This is a genomic window from Embleya sp. L77 (genome assembly GCF_055557415.1).
Map to the genome: position 1 here is coordinate 266,696 of NZ_CM145709.1, position 24,520 is coordinate 291,215.

General features: G+C 71.4%; 15 protein-coding genes and 1 pseudogene. 2 read left to right on the forward strand and 14 right to left on the reverse strand.

Features of this window, described 5'->3' with window-relative positions; all coding sequences use genetic code 11:
• Positions 1–25 precede the first annotated feature (25 nt).
• The 10 genes and pseudogenes from ACZOOI_RS00970 to ACZOOI_RS01015 form a co-directional block, all read right to left on the reverse strand.
• Positions 26–6,346: pseudogene (locus ACZOOI_RS00970) on the reverse strand (SDR family NAD(P)-dependent oxidoreductase); the annotation flags it as partial.
• 298 nt (positions 6,347–6,644) lie between these two features.
• The gene (locus ACZOOI_RS00975) at positions 6,645–8,552 is read right to left on the reverse strand and encodes an AfsR/SARP family transcriptional regulator (RefSeq protein ID WP_465278921.1); all 1,908 of its coding nucleotides are present in this window, start codon (positions 8,550–8,552) and stop codon (positions 6,645–6,647) included.
• 160 nt (positions 8,553–8,712) lie between these two features.
• The gene (locus tag ACZOOI_RS00980) at positions 8,713–9,804 is read right to left on the reverse strand and encodes an HAD-IIIC family phosphatase (RefSeq protein WP_465278922.1); all 1,092 of its coding nucleotides are present in this window, start codon (positions 9,802–9,804) and stop codon (positions 8,713–8,715) included.
• Between the two features lie 25 nt (positions 9,805–9,829).
• The gene (locus ACZOOI_RS00985) at positions 9,830–10,939 is read right to left on the reverse strand and encodes an acyl-CoA dehydrogenase family protein (RefSeq protein ID WP_465278923.1); all 1,110 of its coding nucleotides are present in this window, start codon (positions 10,937–10,939) and stop codon (positions 9,830–9,832) included.
• A complete protein-coding gene (locus ACZOOI_RS00990; protein ID WP_465278924.1) occupies positions 10,923–11,201 on the reverse strand; it encodes an acyl carrier protein in 279 nt (92 codons plus the stop codon). The genes ACZOOI_RS00985 and ACZOOI_RS00990 overlap by 17 nt, the downstream gene beginning before the upstream one ends.
• Before the next feature lie 16 nt (positions 11,202–11,217).
• Positions 11,218–11,889 (reverse strand): O-methyltransferase, encoded by a 672-nt coding sequence (locus tag ACZOOI_RS00995; protein ID WP_465278925.1) that lies wholly within the window; start codon positions 11,887–11,889, stop codon positions 11,218–11,220.
• Positions 11,889–12,749, reverse strand: coding sequence for a 3-hydroxyacyl-CoA dehydrogenase family protein (locus ACZOOI_RS01000; RefSeq protein WP_465278926.1), 861 nt, complete (start codon positions 12,747–12,749; stop codon positions 11,889–11,891). Before ACZOOI_RS01000 ends, ACZOOI_RS00995 begins: the two co-directional genes overlap by 1 nt.
• 677 nt (positions 12,750–13,426) lie before the next feature.
• On the reverse strand, positions 13,427–14,419 hold the full coding sequence (locus ACZOOI_RS01005) for a LuxR C-terminal-related transcriptional regulator (protein ID WP_465278927.1): 993 nt from the start codon (positions 14,417–14,419) through the stop codon (positions 13,427–13,429).
• Between the two features lie 410 nt (positions 14,420–14,829).
• Positions 14,830–15,411, reverse strand: a complete 582-nt coding sequence (locus tag ACZOOI_RS01010) for a flavin reductase family protein (protein WP_465278928.1) — start codon at positions 15,409–15,411, stop codon at positions 14,830–14,832.
• Between the two features lie 272 nt (positions 15,412–15,683).
• Complete coding sequence (locus ACZOOI_RS01015; RefSeq protein WP_465278929.1) at positions 15,684–16,598, reverse strand: hypothetical protein; 915 nt, start codon at positions 16,596–16,598, stop codon at positions 15,684–15,686.
• Positions 16,599–16,938: 340 nt separating this feature from the next.
• On the opposite strand from ACZOOI_RS01015, the gene ACZOOI_RS01020 reads away from it, so the two are divergent.
• Both ACZOOI_RS01020 and ACZOOI_RS01025 read left to right on the forward strand, forming a co-directional pair.
• Positions 16,939–17,244 carry a hypothetical protein gene (locus ACZOOI_RS01020; protein ID WP_465278930.1) on the forward strand — a complete coding sequence of 102 codons (306 nt, stop codon included), beginning with the start codon at positions 16,939–16,941 and terminating at the stop codon, positions 17,242–17,244.
• Positions 17,241–19,223 carry an outer membrane protein assembly factor BamB family protein gene (locus ACZOOI_RS01025; RefSeq protein WP_465278931.1) on the forward strand — a complete coding sequence of 661 codons (1,983 nt, stop codon included), beginning with the start codon at positions 17,241–17,243 and terminating at the stop codon, positions 19,221–19,223. The genes ACZOOI_RS01020 and ACZOOI_RS01025 overlap by 4 nt, the downstream gene beginning before the upstream one ends.
• Before the next feature lie 100 nt (positions 19,224–19,323).
• On the opposite strand, the gene ACZOOI_RS01030 is transcribed toward ACZOOI_RS01025, so the two are convergent.
• From ACZOOI_RS01030 to ACZOOI_RS01045, 4 genes are all read right to left on the reverse strand, one after another.
• Positions 19,324–20,316, reverse strand: a complete 993-nt coding sequence (locus tag ACZOOI_RS01030) for a hypothetical protein (RefSeq protein ID WP_465278932.1) — start codon at positions 20,314–20,316, stop codon at positions 19,324–19,326.
• A 345-nt stretch (positions 20,317–20,661) separates the two neighbouring features.
• A complete protein-coding gene (locus ACZOOI_RS01035) occupies positions 20,662–21,696 on the reverse strand; it encodes an MsnO8 family LLM class oxidoreductase (RefSeq protein WP_465278933.1) in 1,035 nt (344 codons plus the stop codon).
• Positions 21,697–21,990: 294 nt separating this feature from the next.
• Positions 21,991–23,010, reverse strand: coding sequence for an acetamidase/formamidase family protein (locus ACZOOI_RS01040; protein WP_465278934.1), 1,020 nt, complete (start codon positions 23,008–23,010; stop codon positions 21,991–21,993).
• Positions 23,007–24,497 (reverse strand): APC family permease, encoded by a 1,491-nt coding sequence (locus ACZOOI_RS01045; protein ID WP_465278935.1) that lies wholly within the window; start codon positions 24,495–24,497, stop codon positions 23,007–23,009. The genes ACZOOI_RS01040 and ACZOOI_RS01045 overlap by 4 nt, the downstream gene beginning before the upstream one ends.
• Positions 24,498–24,520: the final 23 nt, after the last annotated feature.

Genomic DNA, 24,520 nt, shown 5'->3' on the forward strand with positions numbered 1-24,520 from the left:
CCCCCTTCCGTTCGGACGTGCAAGATCACGCGATGTCGAGTTCGCCGTCGATGAAGTCGAAGAGTTCGTCGTCGGAGGCCGCGGTGAAGTCGCGCTCCCCGCCTGCGCCGTCGGGCACCGCGAGCCGGCGCAGCACCTCCTGCAACTGCTTGGCGAGCAGACCTCGCTCGCTCTCGTCGAGCCGGGTCACGACGAGGCGGTCGAGTTCCGTCACGATCGAGCGCACGGTCGTTTCCTCGGTGGGCACGAGCAGTTCGTCCAGGAACCGGGCGAGCTCGGTCGGTGTCGGGTGGTCGAACACGACCGTCGGCGGCAGTCGCAACCCGGTGGAGTTGCCCAGTCGGTTGCGCAGCTCCACCGCCGTCAGCGAGTCGAACCCGAGCTCCTTGAACGCGCTGTCCGCATCGACCGCCGCGGCCGTGCTGTGACCGAGTACGACCGCTGCGGACTCCCGTACCAGTTCCAACAGTTCCTTGCGCCGCTGCCCTTCGGGCAGCGCCACGAGCCGATCCGCGTGGGTCGCCGCCGTCGCCGCCGTCACGACCCGTCGTCGGGTCGGCGCGGCCGGGTCCAGGGCGAACAGCACGTCGGGCACCGGACGACCGCCGGCGCGGAGTCGGGCCACATCGACCGGCACCGCCACCACCACCGGACGGTGCAGGTCGAGTGCGGCGTCGAACAGGGCCAAGCCCTGTTCGTCGGTGATCGCGCCCAGACCCATCCGGGCCAGCCGTTCCCGGTCGAGTTCGCTCAAGTGGCCGGTCATCGCGCTCTCCCGGGCCCACAGGCCCCACGCGATCGAGGTGGCCGGCAGCCCGAGCCCGCGCCGATGCTCCGCGAGCCCGTCCAGGAACGCGTTCGCCGCGGCGTACCCGCCCTGACCGGCGTTGCCCAGCACTCCGGCGGCCGAGGAGAACAGCACGAACAGCGAGAGGTCGTGCTCTCGGGTCAGCTCGTGCAGGTGCCATGCCGACTGCGCCTTCGCCCGCAGCACGGTGTCGAGACCCTCCGGGGTCAACGCCTCCAGCACGCCGTCGGACATCACCCCGGCCGCGTGGATCACCCCGGTCAGCCGGTGGGCGGAACGGACCAGCTCCGCCACGGAGTCCCGGTCGGAGACATCACAGGCAAGCACGGACACCTCGGCACCCGCCGCACGCAGCTCCGCGAGCAATGCGGTCGCGCCCTCGGCCTCCGGACCGCGCCTGCTCGTCAACAGCAGCCGGCGCACCCCGTGTTCGGCGATCAGGTGCCGGGCGACGAGTGCGCCGAGCACCCCCGTCCCGCCGGTGACCAGCACCGTGCCGTCGGGGTCGAGCGGGGCGGGCAGGGTGAGCACGATCTTGCCGACGTGCCGCGCCTGGCTGAGGTACCGGAACGCCTCCGGCGCGCGGTGCACGGGGAACGCGGTCAGCGGCATCGGCCGCAGCGCGCCCTCGTCGAACAGGACGCGGATCTCCTCCAGCATCTCGCCGATGCGCTCGAACCCGGCCTCCATCACGTCGAACGCCCGATAGCGCACTCCGGGATACGTCGTGGCGATCTCCTGCGCGTCGCGGATGTCGGTCTTGCCCATCTCCACGAATCGCCCGCCGCGCGGCAGCAGGGCCAGCGACTCCTCGACGTGCTCGTGGGCCAGTGCGTTGAGCACGACATCCACGCCGCGACCGCCGGTGGTCTTCCCGAACCGCGCGGCGTAGCCCAGGCTGCGCGAATCGGCGAGGTGGTCGTCGTCGAATCCCCAGGCACGCAGCACATCCCGTTTGCCGGCACTGGCGGTGCCGAACACCTCGGCGCCCCAGTGCCTGGCGAGTTGCAGGGCCGCGAAGCCCACCCCGCCGGTCGCGGCGTGCAGCAGCAACGACTCGCCCGCCCGGAGCCCGGCCAGGTCCGCGAGACCGTAGTAGGCCGTCAGATGCACCACCGGGACGCCGGCGGCCTGGGCGAACGACATGCGCTTCGGCATCGCCACGACAAGCCGGCGATCGGAGATCGTGACCGAGCCCAGACCCCCGGTGAACAGGCCCATCACCCGGTCGCCGGGGGCCAGTCCGGTGACGTCCGCACCGACCTCCAGCACGATCCCGGCGCCCTCGCCCAGCGAGGACCAGCCGTCCTGCGCCACCATGCCCAACTCCAACAGCACGGCCTTGAAGTTCAGCCCACCCGCGCGCACCGCGATCCGCACCTCGCCCGCCTCCAGCGGGCGCAGCACCTCGGGGCACGCGGTGAGCGACAGGCCGTCCAGCTCACCGCGATAGGTCAGCGCCAATCGCCACGGCACGTCCTTCGGCGCCGGCAGCGCCGGGGACGCGGACGCGCGGACCAGCCGCGGCACCGCGCCGACGCCGGCCCGGAGGATCAGCTCCGGATGCTCGGCAACCATCGCGGCGGGCAGCGCCCGCTGCGTGTACGGGTGGTCGTCGACGTCGATGTGCCGGAGCCGGCCCGGATGCTCGGTGCGCGCGGTGCGCAACAGCCCGGCCACCGCCCGGTGGGCGAGTTCGTCCGCCCGGGTGAGCACGACCAGCGGCACGTCCGCGAGGTGTGGCTCCGCGAGCCACTCCCGCACGAAGCGCAACGTCTGCGAGACGACGTCCCCCAGCTCACCGGTGGGGCACGTCCACAACACCGCCGTCGCCGCCGACAACGACACCGGGCGATCGTGTGCCTGCGCCGAAAGCGTGACCCAGCCCGGCTCCGCGGGCGGCTCGGGCAGTTCGACCGGCACCGCGTCCAGGCCGAACAGCGCGGAGTCGTCCACGCGGGTGCGCCCGAACGCACCCGCGTCCACCGGGCGCAGCGCCAGTTCGCCCACCGAGGCCACCACCTGTCCGGCCTCGTCGGTCACGAGCACGGCGATCGAGCTCGACCCGACCGGGGTCAGCCGCACCCGCACCGTCCTGGCGCCGGTGGCGTGCAGGTGCACGTCGGTCCAGCCGAACGGCATCCGCAGGGCGTCCGTCCCGGTCAGGCCGGCCGCGTGCAGCGACGCGTCCAACAGCGCGGGGTGCAGCCCGAAACCGGAGACGTCCTGATCCTCCGGCAGGGCGACCGATGCGTAGACGACGTCTCCGTCCTGCCACGCGGCGCGCACACCCCGGAAGATCGGGCCGTACGAGTAGCCGCGGTCGGCCAGCGCCTCGTAGAACCCCTCCACCGGCACGGCCACCGCGCCCGGCGGCGGCCACGCGGCCAGATCGCCGGACGCCGGCGGGCTTTCGGCGGTCAACACGCCCGTCGCGTGCCGCGTCCAGTCGTCCCGCCCGCTCGGGCTGGTGTGCACGCTCACCGGCCGGCCGCCGTCGGCCTCCGCGCCGATCAGCACCTGCAGGTCCAGGTCGCCCTCGATCACCACCGGTGTCTGGATGGTCAGTTCACCCAGGTGACCGCAGCCGATCCGGTCCCCGGCGTGCAGGGCCAGTTCGACCATCGCCGCGCCGGGCAGCAGCACCGAGTCGCCCCCCTCGCGATTGGCCAGCCCGTGCTCGGCCAGCCACGGCTGGGTGGTGCGGGACAACCGACCGGTGAGCACCGACGTTTCCCCGTCCGCCGTGCGCAGTGCCGCGCCGAGCAGCGGATGGTCGGCCCGGTGCAGGCCCAGGGCCGCGGTGTCGCCGGCCGCGGCGACCTCCTTCAGCCAGTAGCGCCGGCGTTGGAACGGGTACGTCGGCAACTCGGCCGTAGTGGGCGGGATCCGCCAGTCGACGTCGATACCGTGCACGTACGCCCTGGCCAACCCCGCACGGAATCGGGCCGGCCCGTCCTCGTCGCGGCGCAGCGACTCCAGCACGACCGCGTCGGACGCCTCCGCCTCCTCGACCGTCTCGCCGATCGCGGTCGTGAGCACGGGGTGCGCGCTGACCTCGACGAACACCCGGTGTCCCTGGTCGAGCAGCGCGCGCGTGCCCGCGGCGAAGCCGACGGTGCGGCGCAGGTTGCGGAACCAGTACTCGGCGTCCAGTTCGGGGCCGGCCACGACCTCGTCGGTCACCGTGGAGTGGAACGGAACCCGGGTGGGCCGCGGTTCGATGTCGGACAGTGCCGTGACGATCTCGTCCCGCAGGGCCTCGACGTGCGCCGAGTGCGAGGCGTAGTCCACCGGGATGATCCGCGCGCGGATGTCGTCGGCCGTGCAGGACGCGACGAGGTCGGCCAGGTCGTCGGGCGTGCCGGAGACGACCGTGCTGCCGGGCCCGTTGATCGCGGCGATCTCCACCGCGCCCGCGTACCGCTCGATCCGGTGTGCCACCTCGGCCGCCGGGAGTTGCACGGACGCCATGCCGCCGGTGCCGGCCAGGCGGGTGATGGCCTTGCTGCGCAAGGCGACGACGGCCGCGGAGTCCGCGAGGGTCAGCGCGCCGGCCACGTATGCGGCGGCGATCTCGCCCTGGGAGTGGCCCAGTACCGCATCGGGGGTCAGGCCGTGGTGTCGCCACAGCTCGGCGACCGAGATCATCACGGCCCACAGGGCCGGCTGCACCACGTCGACGCGATCCAGTGGCCCGGCGAGGGCGTCGAGGAGGTTCCACTCGACGTGCGGCGCCAACGCGTCGGCGCAGTCCTCGAGTCGGGCGCGAAAGACGGGCGACTCGCGGTACAGGTCGAGGGCCATCCCGGACCACTGCGAGCCCTGGCCGGGGAAGACGAACACCGTCTTGCCGCGGGCGCGGGCGGTGCCGACCAGCACGTCCGGGGAGGGCCGCTCGTCGGCGAGTGCCAGAAGTCCCGCCGACGGGTCGTCGGCGGTGACGGCCGCGCGGTGGACCAGTCGTGGCGCTCGGGTGGCCAACGCGCCGGCCACGGGCGCACCGGGGTTCGCCGTGATGTGGGCGTGCAACTGCCGGGCCCGAGCCGCGAGTGCCGTCGTGGAGGAGGCGGACAGCAGCAGCGGCACCGTCGCGTGCCCGGGCCGCGGCCCCGACTCCGGTTCGGCGGCGTGCTCGAACTCCGGTTCTGCCGGTGCCTGTTCGATGATCACGTGGGCGTTGGTGCCGCTGATCCCGAATGCCGAGACCGCGGCCCGGCGCGGCCTCCCCATCTCGGGCCAGACGCGCGCCTCGGTCAGCAGTTCCACCGCGCCCGACGCCCAGTCCACCGCGGGCGTCGGCTCGTCGATGTGCAGCGTCCTGGGCAGCACGCCGTGCCGGATCGCCGAGACCATCTTGATCACGCCACCGACGCCGGCGGCGGCCTGGGTGTGCCCGATGTTGGACTTCAGCGATCCCAGCCACAGCGGCTGCCCCGGCGGGCGTTCCCGGCCGTAGGTCGCCAGCAGCGCCTGCGCCTCGATCGGGTCGCCGAGCCGGGTGCCGGTGCCGTGCGCGTCCACGACGTCCACGTCGGACGGCGTCAGGCTTGCGTCGGCCAGTGCCTGGCGGATGACCCGCTGCTGGGACGGGCCGTTCGGCGCGGTCAGACCGTTGGAGGCGCCGTCGGAGTTCACCGCGCTGCCGCGGATCACCGCGAGCACGCGATGCCCGAGCCGGTGGGCGTCGGAGAGCCGCTCCAGCACCACCATGCCGACGCCCTCGGACCACCCGGTGCCGTCCGCCGACGCCGAGAACGCCTTGCACCGGCCGTCCTCGGCCAGCCCGCGCTGGCGGGAGAAGTCCACGAACGTGTCCAGCGACGCCATCACCGACGCCCCGCCGGCCAGCGCCAACGAGCACTCCCCGATCCGCAGCGCCCGGCTCGCCAGGTGGATCGTCGCCAAAGAGGACGAGCACGCCGTGTCGACCGTCAGCGCCGGTCCCTCCAGGCCGAGCAGGTAGGCGATCCGGCCGGACGCGACGCTGGCCGCACTCCCGGTCCCGCCGAACCCGTCACCGCCCTGTCCGGACTCCTCGGCGCCGAGCCCGTACCGCTGGCCGCCGTGGCCCATCAGCCCGACGAACACACCGGTCTCGCTGCCCCGCAACGACTGCGGGTCCATCCCGGTCCGCTCCAGCGCCTCCCAGGACGTCTCCAGGAGCAACCGCTGCTGCGGGTCCATCGCCAGCGCCTCCCGCGGCGAGATCCCGAAGAAGTCGGCGTCGAACTCGGCCGCGTCGTAGAGGAATCCGCCGCCGCGGGCGTAGAAGCTGCCCGGCACGCCGGGGTCGGGGTCGTACCGGCCTTCGACGTCCCAGCCGCGGTCGGTGGGGAAGTCGCCGATCGCGTCCCGGCCTTCGGCCACCAGCTCCCACAACCCGTCCGGCGAGACGACACCTCCCGGAAAGCGGCAGGCCATGCCGACGATCGCGATCGGCTCGCCGGCCGCCCGCTCCAGTTCCTGCAGGCGCTCGCGTGTGTCCTGCAGTTCCCCAACCGCCTGCTTGAGGTAGTTCCGCAGCCTGCCCTCGTTCTCCATCGTCTCGTCACTCCTCCGGCCGAGTACTCAACTGGTGCCGTGCCCGGCGTCGTTTGCCCCGTGGCGGTGTTCGGTGCGGTCCCTCGGTGCGCCGCCGGAACGTCCTCGGACTCGAAGTACTCGGACGTTGCGGCGACGCGGCGAGGGGCCGTGTCGGGCGCCGCCACGGGGTGATCGGCGCCGGGTGCGGCACCAGGCCAGTCAACCCTGCGGGGGTGGTGGGCAACCGGGTCCCGGAAACCCATACGGACCCGCGAATCTGGCTTCCCGGACCAAGGAAACCGGTCCGTGCTCAGCCGACGGCATGGCAGAGCCTCGGTAGGTCGTGCTCTCGTGCTGCCTCGACGGGCGGGTCGAGCGTCACCGGCTCCAGGGTCATCCAACTGGCGTGCCGCTGACCGTCGCCCCAGCCCGGGCGTCTGCGGAACAGCTCCGGTCGAGCCGCGGCCACCACCAACAGCGGCATCGGTTCCGGCAGTTCCAGCAGCTCTTCGATGGTCCGCAGCGCCGCGTTGTCGGCCAGATGCAGGTCGTCGACGAACACCACGAGCGGGCGGTGCTCGGCAAGCTTCGCCACGTGCGGTGTGGTCACCGGCACGCCGGAGTTCAGCCGCACGGTCGCCGCGTCCTCGACACGACCTTCGAACGCCGTGAGCAACCGCGACTTGCCGAGCCCGGGGGCGCCCAGGACCAGGACCAGGTGTGGCCGGGCACGGCGGCGGACCCGCTCCAGCAGGCTGCTCAGCACGTCCAGTTCGGGCTCGCGGTCGAAGACCTCGGGCTGGGCGAAGGTGTCGCGACAGCGCCCCTCGACGGTCCACCGCGGCCGAAGTCCGCCCTCCCGGCCGTACCGGATCGTCGCCCCGGTCAGTCCCCTGGTCCGGCCGCAGACCACGATCTCGGTGTCCTCGGCGAACCGGAGCAGGGACTCGCAGTCGGCGAGCAGTGCACCGTTGACCGGCAGCGGCTCCAGGAACACCGCACCGGGACGACTCGGGATCTCGCCCGTCGACACCGCCACCCGCAGCGCGGGCCGCTCGCCGTCCGGCACGTCGAAGCAGATCCGCCGGCGCAGCGACATCGCGGCGTGGACTGCCCGTTCGGCGACCTGTTCGCCACCATCCTCCTGCGGCGAGGTGGGTCGGAACACGGCCAGCGCGACGGAGCCGGTCGACCCGGCAACCACGCCGCCGAGCCGCTCCACCTCCTCGCGAACGATCGTCGCGGTGCGTTCCAGGGCCGCGCCGACGTCGGTGAGCCGGCGCCCGGCTCCGAAGTCGGCGCGGATCAGCACGGCGCTGACCGTGCTGCGATCGCCGGCGCTCGGCGGCGTGACCCACTGGACCCGCCGGCGAACCGGCCGCTCACGCAGCTCCGGCTCCGCCTCCGGACCGAATCGGGAGGGCACCATCGGTCGCACCGGCGCCGCGGGAGCTGCGATGGACGGGTCGTGCACCAGGATCGCGTGTTGCAACAGCCGCAGCTCCCGGCCGGGTTCCAGGCCGAATTCCTCGGCCAGTCGCAGGCGCACCAGGCGATAGACCGCCAGCGCGTCGGCCTGCCGACCACTGCGGTACAGCGCGAGCATCAGCTGGTGACACGCGCGCTCGCGCAGCGGCTCGGCCTCGACCATCGCCTCCAGCTCGCCCAGGACGGTCTGGTGGTGTCCATTGGCCAACTCGGCCTCGTAGTAGTCCTCCATCACGTCCAGCCGGGCGTTCTGCAGCGCCGTCAGCTCCGCCCAGGAGTGCCCGGTCTCCACCAGGTCGGCCAGCGCCCGCCCGCGCCACAGCGCGAGCACCTCCCGCAGGGTGTCCGCCGCCGCGGCGGGCCGGCCGGCCGCCAGTTGTGCACGACCGGCCTGCGCCAGGCGGTGGAAGCGGAACATGTCGACGTGTTCCGGGTCGACCTGCAATTGGTATCCGTGCGCACAGGTCAGCAGCGCCGGTGGGCGGGCGTCGCCCCGCGCGTGCTCGGCGAACATCACGCGCAGGCCGCGCACCGCGTTCTGCAGGATCTTGCGTGCCGTCGGCGGCGTCTCCTCGGTGCCCCACAGTCCTTCGAGGAGCTTGCTGGTCGCCACCTCGCGGTTGGCGTTGAGCAGCAGCAGGCCGAGCGTCGCGCGGCGCCGGTCGCCGCCGATCGCGATCGGCTTCTCGTCGTCCATCAGTTTTAACGGGCCGAGCACCAGGAAACGCAAGAGAGCCCCCGTATAGATCGTTCCTGTTCAGCGTTCAACCGAGCACCGTTCAACGGGCACCGTTCAACCGACCACCGTTCAACGGAGCCGAGTTCACCGGGCAGCGTTCAACGAAGCCGAGTGCGACCGAGCCGAGTTCGAGCCGGCGACGAAGACCCGCCTACAGCCATTCCGCTTCGCGGTCGGCGGCGTGCGGTTCCGGTGCGATCACGCGCATGGTCGTCGGCGGGTCCTGCCGGACCGGCTCCAGGTGCAGGCACTCGGTTCCCTCGGGTGGCGAGAACGAGGCCAGACAGGCGCATTCGGCGGTGCCGAACCCCGCGAATCGGTACGCCACTTCCATCATTCGGTTGCGTTCGGTGCGTCGGAAATCGGCGACCAGGTGCACCCCGGCCCGCGCGGCGGCGTCGGTGAGCCAGCGCAACAGCACCGCGCCCGCGCCGAACGAGACGACCCGGCACGACGTCGCCAGCAGCTTGATGTGCCATGCCTGCGCGGTCTTCTCGATCAGCATGACCCCGACCGCGCCGTGCGGGCCGAAGCGGTCGGTCATCGAGACCACCAGCACGTCGTGGTGCTCGTCGGACAGGAACGAGCGCAGCGCGGCGTCCGAGTAGTGCACGCCGGTCGCGTTCATCTGGCTGGTCCGCAGAGTCAGTTCCTCGACCCGGGTGATCTCCTCGTCCCGAGCCTTCCCGATCCGCATCACCAGGTCGAGCGAGCGCAGGAATTCCTCATCCGCGCCCTGGTACTTCTCCCGCTCCGTGTCCCGCTCGAACCCGGCCTGGTACATCTGTCGCCGACGACGTGCGTCGACGGTGACCACCGGCGGGCTGAACTCGGCCAGATCGAGCAACATGCCGGCCTGCTCGGCCGGGTAGCACCGGACTTCCGGCAGGTGGTACTCGACCTCGGCGCGTTCGGTCGGCAGGTCGTCGATGAACGCGATGGTCTTGAGCGAGAAGTTCAGCTGCTCGGCGATCCTGCGCACCGACTCGGACTTCGGGCCCCAGCCGATGTGCGGCAGCACGAAGTACTCGGCCAGGCCCAGCGCTTCGAGTCGCGCCCAGGCCTCGTCATGGTCGTTGCGACTGGACACGGCCTGCAGTACGCCACGCGCGTCGAGTTCCACGACCACCTTGCGGACGGCTTCGTCGACCTCGACGTGGCCGTCCTCGACCAGCGTGCCGTTCCAGAGTGTGTTGTCGAGGTCCCAGACCAGGCATTTCACGACCGGTTGTGTTTCGGACATCTCCGCCCCCGTTTCCTGCGACCGCTCAGCCCGCCGCCGAGGCGGCGTGCTCGGCGAGTATCAGCTGGCAGATCTCGTTGCTGCCCTCGATGATTTCCATCAACTTCGCGTCGCGATACGCCCGCTCCACCACATGGCCGCCCGCCGCCCCCGCGGAGGCGAGCACCTGCATGGCCGAGGCGGCGCCGCGGGCGGCGTTCCCGGCCGCGACGTGCTTGGCCAGGACCGACGCCGGCACCTGTTCCGGCGAACCACCGTCCCAACTGCGGCTCGCCTGCTCGCAGGCGAACGTCGCCGTTCGTTCCGCGGCATAGAGCTCGGCCAGGTGCCGGGCGACGAGCTGATGCTGTAGCAGGGGTTTGCCGAACTGTTCGCGGTTCGCGGCGTGTCGGGCGACCGCCGTCAGGCACGCGCGCAACATGCCGACGCAGCCCCAGGCCACCGACAACCGGCCGTAGGTCAGCGCGATGGTGGTCAGCATGAGCATCGGCTGGCCGGCCACCGCGAGCAGGTTCTCCGCAGGCAGCCGCACATGGTCCAGCTCCACGCGGGCGTGCCCGCCCGCACGGCAGCCGAGCGGGTCGGCCACCCGGGTCACCCGGACACCGGGCGCCGAGGCCGGTACCACGGCGATGGCGCCGCCGGACCCGTAGCGCCCGAACACCACGATCCAGTCCGCGTAGGCGGCGACCGTGATCCACGTCTTGGTGCCGTGCACGACGATGTCGTCGCCGTCGCGTCGGATCTCGGTTGCCATCCCGGCGAGATCGCTGCCGGCACCGGGCTCGCTGAACGCGACCGCGGCCAGTTCCCCGCCGGTGAGCCGGCCGATGTACCGCGTTCGCTGCGCCTGGTCACCGAAGCGCTGGATCGTCCACGCGGCCATCCCCTGGGAGGTCATCACGCTGCGCAGCGAGCTGCACAACGTGCCGGTGTGTGCGGTGAGTTCCCCGTTGTCGGTGCCGGACAGGCCGAGCCCGCCGAACTTCGGGTTCGCCTCGGCGCACAGCACTCCCTTGGCGCCGAGCCCCCGGAGGACGTCGATCGGGATCTCGCCCGCCACGTCCCACTCGCTCGCGGCGTCGGCGATCGTGTCGGTCACCAACGCGGTCAGGGCGTCAAGCACCACCGTCACCGCCGGTGCGCAGCCGGGTCACCAGCGAACTCATCGCCCGCACGGTGCGGAAGTTGTCCATGGCGAGGTCGGCGCCCTCCACGGCGACGCCGAACGTGCCCTCCACGTACACCACCAGTTCCATCGCAAAGAGCGAGGAGACCGCGCCCGAGGCGAACAGGTCCACGTCCGGCTCCCAGGTCGCCCTGGTCTTCGCCTCGAGAAACTCGCCGATTCGCTGCTCGATGTCGGCGACCGTCAGATCCGTTGTCGAGTCCGTCATGGGAAAAGCCCCTTCCTCATCGCACCTTGTTCTTGCGTACCAACGTGATCCCGTCCGCCATGACGAGCATGGACAGCTCCACCCTGCTGTCGTCCAGGAGTGCGGCGTTCAGCGCGCGGATGGCCACCGTGTCGGGATCGTCCGCCTCGGGGTCCGCGACCCGGCCGAAGTAGAGCGTGTTGTCGAGCACGATCAGGCCGCCGGGCCGCAGGTGGGTCAACGCCTGTTCGTAGTAACGCGCGTATCCGGTCTTGTCGGCGTCGATGAAGACCAGGTCGAAGGTCTCCGGCCCGTGCTCGGCCAGCAGGGTCTCCATGGTCTCCGCGCCGTCCCCGAGCCGCAGCTCGATCCGGTCGGACACCCCCGCGCGTTCCCAGTACCGTCGGGCGACCCTGGTCCAGCGCTCGTTGATGTCACACGTGACGATCCGCCCGCCGGGCGGCAGCGCCCGGGCCATGCACAACGTGCTGTAGCCGGTGAAGGTGCCGATCTCCAGCACCCGGCCGGCACCGGTCAACCCGACCAGCATGGCGAGCAGTTGGCCCTCCTCGGGCATGGTCACCATGGCGTTGAGGGCCGGCATGAAGGCCGTCTCGGCGACCAGGTCGCGCAGGATCTCGTCGTCGCGCAGGGATACCGACCGCACATAGTCGAGCAGGCGCTCGCTGATCTCCACCTGGCCGGCCATCAGCGCACGCCGTACTCGTAGAAGCCACGCCCGCTCTTGCGACCGTGGTTGCCTTCGGCGACCTTGCGCAGGAGCAGTTCGCTCGGGCGGCAACCCTCGTCCCCGGTGCGTTCGTACAGCACCGCCAGGGAGTCGACCAGGTTGTCGATCCCGATCAAATCGGCGGTGCGCAGCGGTCCCGTCGGGTGCCCGAGGCAACCTTCCATCAGGGCGTCGACGTCCTCGACCGTGGCCCGGCCCTCCTCGACGACGTTCGCCGCGTCGTTGATCATGCGGTGCAGCAGGCGGCTGGTGACGAAGCCGGCCCCGTCCCCGACCACGATCCCCTTGCGTCCCAGGGTGGACAGCAGGTCCCGCACGGCCGACATCGCCGGCTCACCGCTGCGCGGCCCCCGAATCACCTCGAGGGTCCCGATCAGGTAGGGCGGGTTCATGAAGTGCACGCCCACCAGGGACTCGGGCGCCGGAATCTCCCCCGCGAGCTCGTCCACCGGGATCGACGACGTGTTGGTGACCCGCAGCGTCCCCGGCGCGACCACGGAGGCGATCTCCCGATGCACCTTGGCCTTCAGCTCGGCGACCTCGGTGATCGCCTCGATCACCCAGGTCGCGCCCGAGGCCGCCACCGCGGAGTCGGCGAGTTCCAGTTCGCCGATCGGGCCGCCCCGAGGGAGCGCACCCATCATGTGCGCGAGCCGAAGCTCGCCCCGCAACCGCTCGCGTGCGGTGCTCAGCCGTGCCGGGTCCACGTCCACCAACACGACCGGAACTCCTCGCCCGACGGCGAGGGTCGCGATACCGATTCCCATTACTCCCGCGCCGAACACCGCAAGCCGCGGTGCGCCCCCGTTTTCGGTCATCGGCCGACCACACCCTGCCGTCCCGGAACGGCAAGGGGCTTTCTCGGCCCCCGACCGATGTCACGAAAGACAGACCCGCTCATAACCACCCCAGATTTGCGTGCGGAAAGTTTGCGTGCGGAAAGTTTGCGTGCAGAAAGGTTTTCGGCAGGAATCGTGCACATCAAGGGAGCGCTCGCCCGATGCGGGCGAACACGGAAAGAATGAATCGTCAGGTCGACCGAGTCGCATCTTCGCGACGCCGACTGCAAGGCCGTCCTCGGTGCAGACTTCTGCGACACCCCGAGTCCGAGGAAAATAACCCGGAATGAATTCGTACAGGTTTCTCTACGCGCAACTCACCTCGCCGCCGTGGGCCCCGAAACCCGGCAGGAAACGCTCGGGTCGACCGGTGACGCGAGGGATGAACGGATCGACGCGGCCCCCTTGGTGTTCGGCGGACATCCCCGCCGTTGCGCGGTTGCGACTCCCTACAGTGTGTGACAGAACGGCTGCGGACTCCACCCCTCGACCCGCTCATCAAGCTGCACTTCCACTTGATGAAACTCACGCGACCTGCTCTTGACCAGCGCGTGAGAACACGACACGGCGAACGATCCCCGGCGGGCGCGAGCCGACGGACGAGTCGAGGGGAGGGCGCGGCCGCCGCCGGCCGAGGCGAGGCGAACCGGCTGTCGCTACACGTCCTCCACCAGGTTCGCCTCCTTCACGAGGTAGCCGAACTGGAACCGGCTCGTCGCGCCGAACATCTGCATGACCTGGCCGATGTGTTTACGACAGGTGCGGACCGATACGCCCAGACGCCGGGCGATGGCTTCGTCCTTGGCTCCGGAGATCAACATCCTGACGATCTCCTTCTTCATGTCACTGCTGATGACCTCGGTTTCGGCCCGCCGACTGTCGAAATCCTTCGCCGTCGCCCAGACATGCTCGAAACACGAGTAGAGAAATTCGATGAGCGAGTGCTCCTGCACGACCACGGCACCGCCGTCCTCGCCGTTCGCGAGGATATATGCCGCAGTGCGGTCGAAGATGTATATCTTGCCGAAAAGCGCTCCCGCCGTCCGTATCTCGGCGCCGGCGTCGACCAGCTTCCCGGCATACTCGCGGATCGGTATGTCGAATCGTGCGGCGTGCTGGTACAGGACTCGCATCCGCACGCCCCGGCCGAGCAGTCGGAAATCCCGATCCTGCACCTCGGCCGACTCGTCGACCGGCCACCCGCTGCGGGGTTGCATACAGACGACCTCCTGCGAGCTGTTCGCCGCCGCCTCGGAAAGAAGTAATCTGACCGTCTCGGGCTCCTTCACGACGTCGAACGAGTTGGCGTTCCGACCGCCGAACTTGCTCGACCGAAACAGCAGCGAAAGCCGGGCAAGTTCGTTCCGGATCTGGCCCGTCGCCATTTTCCAGCCGAGCAGCTCCCGCTCGCTGCGCGTCAGCAGTTGCGAGGAGGCGATACTCGGGTCCGCCGGGACGAACCAGGCGTCCCGCTGACGGGACGCCTGAATGAGCCGGAGCTCCAGGAGTTCGGCGATGATCTCCTCGCCCCGACCGGGACTCTCGAAGCCGAATTCGTGCGCCACGTCGTCGGCCGCGAAGCCTTCTCTGCCCAGACTCCATTCATAAACTTCGAAAATTCCGGCAACCGGTTCGGGAAACAAAGGCACTCCCAGTGAATTATGCATTCCTTCCATTTACCTCGGGGCAGGATACCCGAGCGGTGTCGAATGTTTCCACCGATACGCCGGTATAGAAAAATTGATCCCTAATGGGCCATTCTCCGCCGCGGTGAGCGATATGCGAGAGGAAAAATCGTTCCCGCCGGCTTGTTTTCGCCTTTTCCGCCTCGCCGGTGCGTCACGGCGGCGCGAAAGGTGTGCGCAAGCATGGCGCGCACGGCGTGCCGATACCAGCCCCGACGGCACCCGATCCGCCGCCCGTCCACGCCGGCGACGAAGTCACGGCCGGCGGATGCCTCGGGCACGGCACGGCGCCCGCGTCGATGAACCGGTTCTCGGGCAGGTACGGCGGCCCTGGCACGAGCACTCGCCGAGCGCGGCCCGGGCGACGAACCCGCCTAGCCGGCGTTGCTCGGTGCGGCCGACGCGGCCCGGGTGGCCCCGGCGCCGCCGGACCCCGGCCGCGGCGATGCCCCGGCCGCCAGCGGTTCGGCGTCCTCCCGGAACGACCCGAACATGCCGCGGTGAAATACCAGCGGCTCGGGCTCGTCCTGGTTCACCCGCAGTGCGGTCACCTCGGCGATGAGGATGACGTGGTCTCCGGCGACATGCTCGACGTCGATCGAACACGACATCCAGGCGATAGCATCACACAATTCCGGACCGGCCGCCGACTCGGTCCACCGGACACCGGCGAACCGATCGATGTCCTTGACCGAGAACTGCCGGCACAACTGTCCCTGGCCGCTGCCGAGGATATTGGCGCAGAATCCACCGCTCTGCCGAAGATCGACCAGCGTCGCCGACGCGTTTCCGACGCACAACATGACCAGCGGCGGATTCAACGACACCGACATGAACGAATTGCAGGCCATACCGACGGGCCGACCGAACGGATCGGTCGTGGTGATTACCGTTACCCCGGTCGGCAGGTATCCGAGGGTGCGCCGGAAATCCGTCGTGTCGAACGGGGCAACCATAACCGACTCCTCCGGTAGCAACTCCTCGAAGCATAATGAGCACTCCGAGCGCCGCATTGGGACGAGCCACCAAGACCTCCGGCCGAATTTGGCTCCCCGGCGCAGTCGTCGGACCCGCAGAAGCCGTTCACCCGACGGCCGAGCCGTTCACCGGCCGCCCCGCACCGAATCCCGGTATCACCCGAGGGCGAACGACACCGTGCAGCGGAAATGCGAACGGGCCGGCTCGATGCCCGAGCCGGCCCGCCGGAAGCGCACGAATCGCCCGCCGCTCACTTCTCCAGATCGGGACGTACCCGCAGGGTCAGTGTCGACGCGGCGTCCAGCGACGTCTCGTTGATCGCGTAGACGACCCCCACGGTGTCCGCGTCGGCCCACACGCACGTGGGCAGCGCCTTGCCGCCCGATTGGATGCTGGTGCAGCGCAGCACACCGCCGAGCGCACCGGGGCTCATCTCGCGAACGTTGCCCATGTTCGCCGACTTCTCCTGCGCGCCGTCCTGCATCCCCTCGATGATCTGATCCATCACCGTCGTCGGCGACAACAGCGGCGACGGGTTGGCCATCACCATGACCAGCGCCGTCGGCGTGCCGGCCCCGGCCGGGCCGTAGGCGGCCACCTTCGAACCGGCCACCGCCTGCCGCCGGATGGTGGCCTGGAGCGGATAGGCGTCGTCGCCCATCCGGTCGAGACCGCCCGCCCGCGCGGGGGTGTCCACGGTGCGCTTGGCCGTCGACGGCGTGCCCGTGGGCCGAACCGGCGGCTCCGGCGGCGCGGGCGGCGCCGAGGTGGGCCGACCGGTCACCGAGGCCGAAGCCGACGACGTGGGCTCGGCCACCGAGTCCTTGTCGTCGGAGGAGAACGCCCCGGTCGCCCCGAGCACGGCGACGGTACCCACCGCCAGCACGGCGACCACGGCCCCCACGATCAGGCCGACCTTGGGCCCGCGGCGCGGCGGCGGCTGCTGCGGAAAGCCGTACCCGGGCGGCCCGTACATCGGCTGCCCGGGCGGCGGCGGGGCGGCGTAGGGGTGGGCGCCCGGTTGGTGGGCGCCGGGCGGCGGCCCGTAGGGCCCACCGTACGACTGGCCAGGGGGCTGAGCCCCGTACGATCCCGGCGGCGGTCCATAGGGCCCACCACCGGGCGGCGGCGGCTGCTCGCCTCCTGCCGGCTGCTGAAACGACACGATCCACTTCCCCGCTACGAAAACGACGTCGATCGACGCATTGCCATCCTGCCCCACCTCGACAAACCGCCCACAAGGTGGTCCCACCCGCGTCCGGGAGCCGGACGTCCACCCTGCGCCGGCCCGGAGCAAACGCCCGGCCGGCGGGGAGGGTTCGCCGCCCACGACCGGTCGGGGTTTCCCTCGTGGCGGCGCGGGTGCGTCCTCGGGCAGGGGGTGATTGTCGGCGGGAGCCGGCCGAGGTCGGTACGGTGATCGACGCGGCGTCGCGTCGGGGGTGCCGGACGGCGGTCGCGGCACGGGGCGGATTCGGGACAGGAACACGGGGGGCGCGCTCGTCATGACGCACTCATTGCCACCACAGGGTCGGGGCCCGGGGCCGGCGCCCCAACCATGGGGCGGGCCGGTCGAGCCACGCCCGGCGAGCGGCCCGGCCGCGCCGCGCAAGGGCCTGGTGATCGTGGTCGGCGTGCTGATCACCGCCGCGTCGGCCGCCGCGATCGTGTTTTTGGTGTTGTGGTTGCACAACGTCGGCCAGTCGGTGGGTCCCGTGGACCGGAGCGATCTCAAGAAGGACCTGCCCGGTCCGCACCCCGTCGGCCTGGGCGCCCCGGTGACACCCGGCACCCCGGGAGGCGGCGCGTGAGCACCCCACAGCACCCGCACGACCCGGACGGCACACCGAACCCGCAGAACCCGTGGGACGAACAACGGCGGGCCCGGGCAGGGCAGTCCACGCCGCCGACCTTCGCGCCCCCGCCGTCGACCGGAACACCACCGACCTTCGCCCCACCGCCGTCGGCCGGGACCCCTCCGCCGTTCGCACCGCCGTCATCGGCCGAGGCCCCTCCGCCGTTCGTGCCGCCGGCCCGGGCGCAGACGCCGCCCGGGTTCGCACCGCCCCCGAACCACACCCGGTCGCGCTCCCAACCGCATCCCCGGCCGCCCGCGCCGGACCCGGCACGGCAGCAGCCCCGGCCGCACATCCCGACCCAGGCCGGGCCGCAACCGCAGACGCAGCCGGTTGCCCAGCCGCAGCCCCGCCCCGCGCCGTTCCCGAACTCCTCCGGCGGCGGGTTCGTCGCCAACCCCAACCTGCCGCTGCACGACCCGCATCCGCATCCCGCGCCCTACCCGCAGCCGCACCCGCCCGGGTACGCCGGCTCGGCCGGTCCCGGCTCACCGCTCCCGCCGACCCCGGCCCCGATGCCGCTGCAACCCGCGCCCTCGGCGCATCACTTCGTCTTCGGCCCACCGCTCGCCCCGGGCCGGATCCGGCCCGCGCGCGATCGCCCGATCCTGCTCCGCAGCACGATCCTGGCCCTGGTGGTACTCGCGATCGCGGGCGTGGGCGCGGTCCGCCAGGCCGTCCACCCCGACGACTACGACAACACCGGCGAACGCGTCGCGGTCGCCTGGTCGTTGAAGGAGGGCCGGGACGGCCCCAAGCCCCCGGGAATCGCGGTCGCCGACGCGCGCACGCTGGAGGGCACCTGGTTCCAGGGCGACACCGTGGTCCGCTCGGAACGCGCCCGCGTGGTCGCGTACCGGGTGAACAGCGGGGCCACCGTATGGGAGAAGCCGCTCCCGAACGGCGCCGCGATGTGCGCCGCGGGCGCCGAGACCGACGGGCCGATCGCCGTCGTCGTCTACGGCGTCGGTACCTCCTGCGACCGGATCGCGGGCATCGACATCACCTCCGGCACCGAGGTGTGGAGCAAGCCGCGCACCGCCAAGGAACCCCCGGCCCGCGAGCGCCTGGCCGTCTCGCGCGGCGTCGCGGTCAGCGGCGACACCGCGTTCCGGATCAGGGACGGTGCCCAATTGTGGGTCGCGGACCGCACCTTCGCGGCGGGCTGTCACGTCACCGGCTTCCGCGGCGGGCCGGCGCTCGTCGCCAACGGACTGTGCGGGACCACCGACGCCGTCTGGGCCGTGGATCCGCTCACCGGCAAGCCGGCCTGGGTGCACAAACTGCCCAGGGACGGCACGGTACCCAAGGACGGGTCGCCGGTGGTGGCCACCTCCCCGGTGATCGTCGCCGAGCCGAACACGCCGGGCGGTCCGGCCCGGCTGGTCGTGCTGTCCGAACGCGGCGAGCCCGCCTACCCGATCGAGGTCGGCGGTCCGCTGGTCGGCGACGCGCGCGACGACGCACACAAGAGCACGCACGACACCGTGCCGCGCATCCTCGCCGACCGACGCACGATCTACGTGCCCGGCAACAACGGGCAGTCCGTACACGCCTCGAACACGCCCGGGGCCAACCAGATCATCGCGGTCGACCGGGAGAGCGGCCGGGTGCGCTGGATCTCCGCGCTGCCCGCCGCCGTCAAGATGCTGCGCCTGAGCGTGGACAGCAAGGCCGCGCCGATCTCGGTCGACCCGGACGGCGGTCTGCGGGTGTGGGTCAACGCCCGGGGCAGCAAGCCGCCGCGCCTGGTCCGCTTCGACCCGGACACCGGCCACATCCGGGTTCTCGACGAGTATCCGCTGCGGCTGGGCGTCTCCCTCGCCGAGGCGATGCCCACGCCCTTCGAGCACGACGGCCGACTGTTCCTGGTCGACGAAAGCACCGCCGGCCTCGGCTACCGCCTGATCGTCGGCGCACGGCGCGGGCCCTGAAGCCGGTTGCGGACGCCCGACGTGTGGTGAGCGTCCGCCAGGACCTGGCCGGGTCCGGCTCGGGCGCGGGCACCCGGTGAACCGCTGTCCGCGCCGTGCCTCAGCTCGGTCCCCGGACCGCGCCCGGGGTCTGCGGGGACCGTGACCCCCACGGGCCGCTGCGCCAGGTGATGCCGTTCCAGCGGCCGAGCCGGCGGATCTCCCAGATGCCGAGCCCGGTGATGATCACCGAACCGCCCAGGCCGACCACGGCCTTGACGTTGTCCGGCACGATGTCGGAGCCCGCGAACAGCGGGTTGTCGGTCTTGACCAGCAGGTCGGTGAGCGCGAACGTCCAGGCCAGCCACATCGCCATCAGCGCGGGCAGGATCGGGTGCCCGTCCGCCGCCGAGAACAGGTGTTGCGCCACCTGCCAGATGGCCACCAGGGCGAACCCGAAGACCCAGATCGCGGTGACCATGGACACCCACGACAACACCAGTTGCACCGTGGTCCCGTCCGTGCGCAGCGTGTTGGTGTCGGCGCCGAGGCCGGCGCCCTTGCGACAGACCACGGCCAGCGCGATGCCCAGCACCGGAACGACCAGGAACAGCCCGACCGAGCGGACCGGATGGATCAACTGCCGCATGGTCAGCGAGCGCAGGTGCGGCCGGGCACAGAGCACCAGCACGAAGCCCATCAGCAGGATGCCGACGATGCCGTACAGCGGCAGCAGCACGAGCCGACGCACCATCGCCGACGCGAATTCGGAGATCACCTGCGCACCCTGCACCTTGGTGGTGGTGCCGGCCGCCTCGCCGGAGGTGTGCGTGCGCTCCTGGTACAGCCCGCGCAGGAACACGGCCAGCACGATCGTCAGACCGAGCCAGGCGCGCACCCGGTTGAGGTTGCCCATCAGCCCGTCCGGCTTGCCGATCCGGTGCGCCGGGCGCAACATCCGGTGCGCGAGTACACCGGGCACGACCACGGAGGCCACGTTGGCGATCCAGCGCCGCTCGATCTGCGCGGGCGTCTCGACGGCCGCGTGCGCGGGTGTGTGCCCGGGTGCATATGGGTGTGGAAGCGTGTGTGCGTGCTGGCCGGCATGGGCCATCGGTCGGAACCTCCCCGCAGAACGACCGGCTCGGGCCGCACCACGTTAGCAACGCGCGCACGCTGCCACGCGGGCCGGCCGACTCCCCCGGTGACCGGCGGCGGCGCCCGATGCCGCACCTCGGCGTGCGCCGGGCAACGGACACGCGGACGTGCCTCGCGGGCACACCTGCGGTGCGATCGGCCCGGCGCCGGGCAACGGACACGCGCAGCTGCCTCGCGGACACACCTGCGGTGCGATCGGCCCGGCGCCGGGCCCGAGAAGCGGCTGCTGCGCCGCCGAGCGGAGCGGACCGACACCGCGCGGCCGGGCGGCCGGCCCTCGATCGTGACCGCGCCCTCGGGCTCAACGCACGGCGCCGGCCGCGATCCGGGGTGCGATGCCCGCGAGTTCGGCCAGGCGTCGGGCCGAGTCCAGTCGGCCGGCCCGGTCGTACGCGCTCGTGGTGACCAGGAATTCGTCCGCGTCGGTGCGGGCGAACAGGCCGGCCAGTTCGCCGGCCACGCTCTCGGCGGTGCCGTGGATCTGGTCGCGGAGCGCGGCCTCCAGGTGTTCCCGCTCGCGCGGGCTCATCGCGGTCGCGCGGATTCGCTCGGCCGGGATCAGCGGCGGGAACGTGCCCCGGGTGCGCGAGTAGGCGGCGGCCCACGCCTCGGGCAGCAGCAGGTCGTGGGCCGCATCCGCGGTGTCCGCGACCGCGACCGTGCCGGCCACCACGACATAGGGCCGCGCCGACCACGCGGACGGGCGAAACGCGGTCCGGTAGCGCTCGATCGCGCTCAGCATGCGCTCCGCGCCGATCGCCGCGGCGACCACGAGCGGCACCCCGGCGCGCGCCGCGTGGTCGGCGCCGGCACCGGTGGCGAGCACGAAGGGGGCGGGGCGCAGCCCCTCGGCCGGTCGGGCGTGCACTCCGGGGTGCGCGTCCTGGGTGCCCAGGAAGTAGCCGAGCAGTTCGGCCAGGCGGTCCGGGAAGTCCTCGGCCGCGTCCTTGCCCCGGCCCAGCGCGGCCCGGATGCCGTCGGTGAAGCCCACCGACCGACCCACGCCCAGGTCGATCCGCCCCGGGTACAGCGACTCCAGGACGCCGAACTGTTCGGCCACCACCAGCGGTTGGTGGTTGGGCAGCATCACCCCGCCGGTCCCGACCCGGATCCGCTCGGTGACCGCCGCCACCGCGGCGGCCAGCACGGTGGGTGCCGACCCGGCCACGCCCGGCACGCTGTGATGCTCGGCGACCCAGAAGCGGTGGTATCCCAGGCGCTCCACGTCGCGCGCGAACGCCACGGCGTGGCGCAGCGCCGAGGCGGGGTGCTCTCCCTCCAGGGTGAGCGACCGGTCGAGCACGGAGAGCCGGACACCCGGCGGCAACACGTTCACACGAGTGCCAACACCCACACGAGCCGGTAATTCCCACCCCGCCGGGTCACCGGGCCGGCACCTCGGGACGAGAGGTGCCGGCCGTCGGCACACACGCAGGAACATCCCCGGGCTCCCGTGAGGGGATCCGCGTCGGCGGACGCGTCCGCTCCTCCCCGGGGATGTCCCCCATCCCGCCCGGTGGCGGCCGATCGGCCGCCGCCGGGCACCGGGAACCGGTGGCCCCTCCGGTCCCGGAGTCGTGGCACCGGGACGGGACTTCGCAACGCTGCGGTCCCGACCGGTGCCGCGGTCTCAGCGCTCGGCCAGATAGGCCGCGGCCACCGCCCGCAGGTGGTCGTGCCGCCCCTCGTAGGCCCGGTGTCGGCCGAGCACCGCCTTGGGCAGCTTGCCGACCATCGTGTAGTTGGTGTCGCACACGTTGGCGGCCGGGGCCAGGCCGGCCTGGCTGACCAATTGGTAGGCGTCGAGCAGTTCCAGGTCCAGCAGGTCCGCCGTCCAGTCCACCAGGTCGCGCTGGCTGATCCGGAAGGCGTCCTCCAGCGGGCGGGCCGAACCGGTGGTGAGCAGGTGGTCGTCGTTCTCCAGGCGCGGCGACGCCGGCGCGCCGCCCTTGATCAGGTCGACCACGATCACCGTGCGCATCGCCGCCTCGACCGCGGTCCCGCACACCTCCCCCTCGCCCTGTCGGGCGTGGCCGTCACCGATCGAGAGCATGCCGCCCGCGACGTTGACGCCGAAGTACGCGGTGGTACCGGCGCGCATCTCGGGCGTGTCCATGTTGCCGCCGTGCGCCCCCGGGGTGATCGACATCAGCGTCTCGCCGCCCGCCGGCGCGACCCCGACGGTGCCGTGCATCGGGTCGAGCGGCAGTTCCACCGTGAAGTCGCTCCTCCGGGCCCGGAAGCGGCAGACGCCGGCCGCGACGTCCAGGTCGTACACCCACACCCTTTCCTCCAGCGGGGCGTGCAGCATCGCCGTGGTGGGCGTCGCGGTCAGCGCGCCGAAGTGCGGGAAGGTGCTGGAGATGCCCCAGTCGCGGGCGGGCGTGATGTCCACGAAGTGCACCGCGAGGGTGTCGCCGGGTTCGGCGCCCTCGACCGCGATCGGTCCGGTGACCGGATTGAGGTAGGGGAAGGTGCACACCGCGCTGGGCAGGTCGTCGATGCCCCTGACGCTCCCGCCGAAGCAGTCCTCGGTGGACAACTCGACGATGGTGCCGGGCCGGACCGTCACGAGGGGCCGGCGCCCGCCGAAGGTGTAGGCGTACTGGTGGTAGGTCGGCCTCAGGGAGACGACTTCGAGCAGGGTCATACCGGTTCCTCGACGTGGTCGATGGCGGAGATTTTGGGCCGGCGGCCCGCCAGGACCAGGCCGGCGAGAAGGGCGACGCCGATCGCGAACCAGATCGTGCCCAGTCGTTTCGCGTCGCCGTCGGCGTTGTGGACGACGTAGGCCAGGATCGCGAAGCCGAGCGAGGGTGCGATCAGGTGCCGCCAGTAGTCCCGGCTCCGGTGCCGGACGAGATAGTGCACGACCACCGACACGTGCAGCACCAGGAAGGTGGTGAGCGCGCCGATGTTGACCAGGCTGCTCAGCGTGGTGATGCCGTCGTCGCGGGTGCTGGTGTACAGGCCCAGGGCGAGCGAGACCGCCGCGGTGAGCAGCGTGGCGTTGACCGGTACCCGGTGCTTGGGGTGCACCTTGGCCAGGAAGGACGGCAGTTGCCGGTCCCGGGCCATCGCGTACAGCAGGCGCGAGGTCGCGGCCTGGGCCACCAGCGAGTTGGCGAAGCCCCACGCGATCGCGGTGGCCACGGCGGTGAGCTTGGCCAGCCAGCCGCCCGCCGCCACCCGGGCCGCGTCGTAGAACGCGGTGCCGTCCGGGTCGCCGTTGTCGATCAGCGCCTTGGGGTCGGACACCAGCAGCGAGGCCACCCACGTCTGCACGATGAACAGCGTCCCGGCCAGGAGCAGCGCGGCGACCATCGACCTGCCGATGGCCTTGGCCGAGTCCTTGTTCTCCTCGGACAGCATGGAGATGCCGTCGAAGCCGAGGAAGCTCAGCGCCGCGATCGAGACGGCGCCGAAGACCAGGCTCCAGGAGAAGGTGTCGCTGTTGTAGATCGGGGTGAAGTCGAAGCCGCGGCCCTTGCCGTCGATCAGTGCGACCACGCCGATCACGATGAACACGATCAGGACGATCAGTTCGCCGATCAGCATGATCTTGTTGACCTTGGCGGTCATCTCCACGCCGAGGTAGTTGACCGCCGTGTTCAGCAGCACGAACCCGACCACCCACATCCACACCGGGATCGAGGTGACGAGCGAGTTCATCGCGACGGCGGCGATCAGGTAGAGCAGGCCGGGGACCAGGATGTAGTCGAGCAGGATCATCCAGCCGGCCAGGAAGCCCACCGGGGCGGCGATACCGCGGCCGGCGTAGGAGTACACCGATCCGGCCATCGGGAACGCCTGGGACATCTGGGCGTAGGACAGCGCGGTGAACATCATCGCGACCATGCCGATGACGTAGGCGAGCGCCACCATGCCGCCCGAGCCCTGGAACACGCCGCCGAAGATGCCGAACGGCGCGATCGGGACCATGAAGACCAGGCCGTAGACGAGCAGGTCACGAAAGCTCAGGGAGCGGCGGAGCTCTTGCTTGTAGCCGTACTTCTCGATCGACGCGGGGCTGCCGGTCGGGCCCGGGCCTTCGGTCGGGCCGGGACGGTCGGTGGAGCCGGGTCTACCGGTCGACCCGGGTCTTCCGGGGATTTCGGGCGCGGGGACTTCGCTCATGATGGTCTCTCCTCGGGACGACC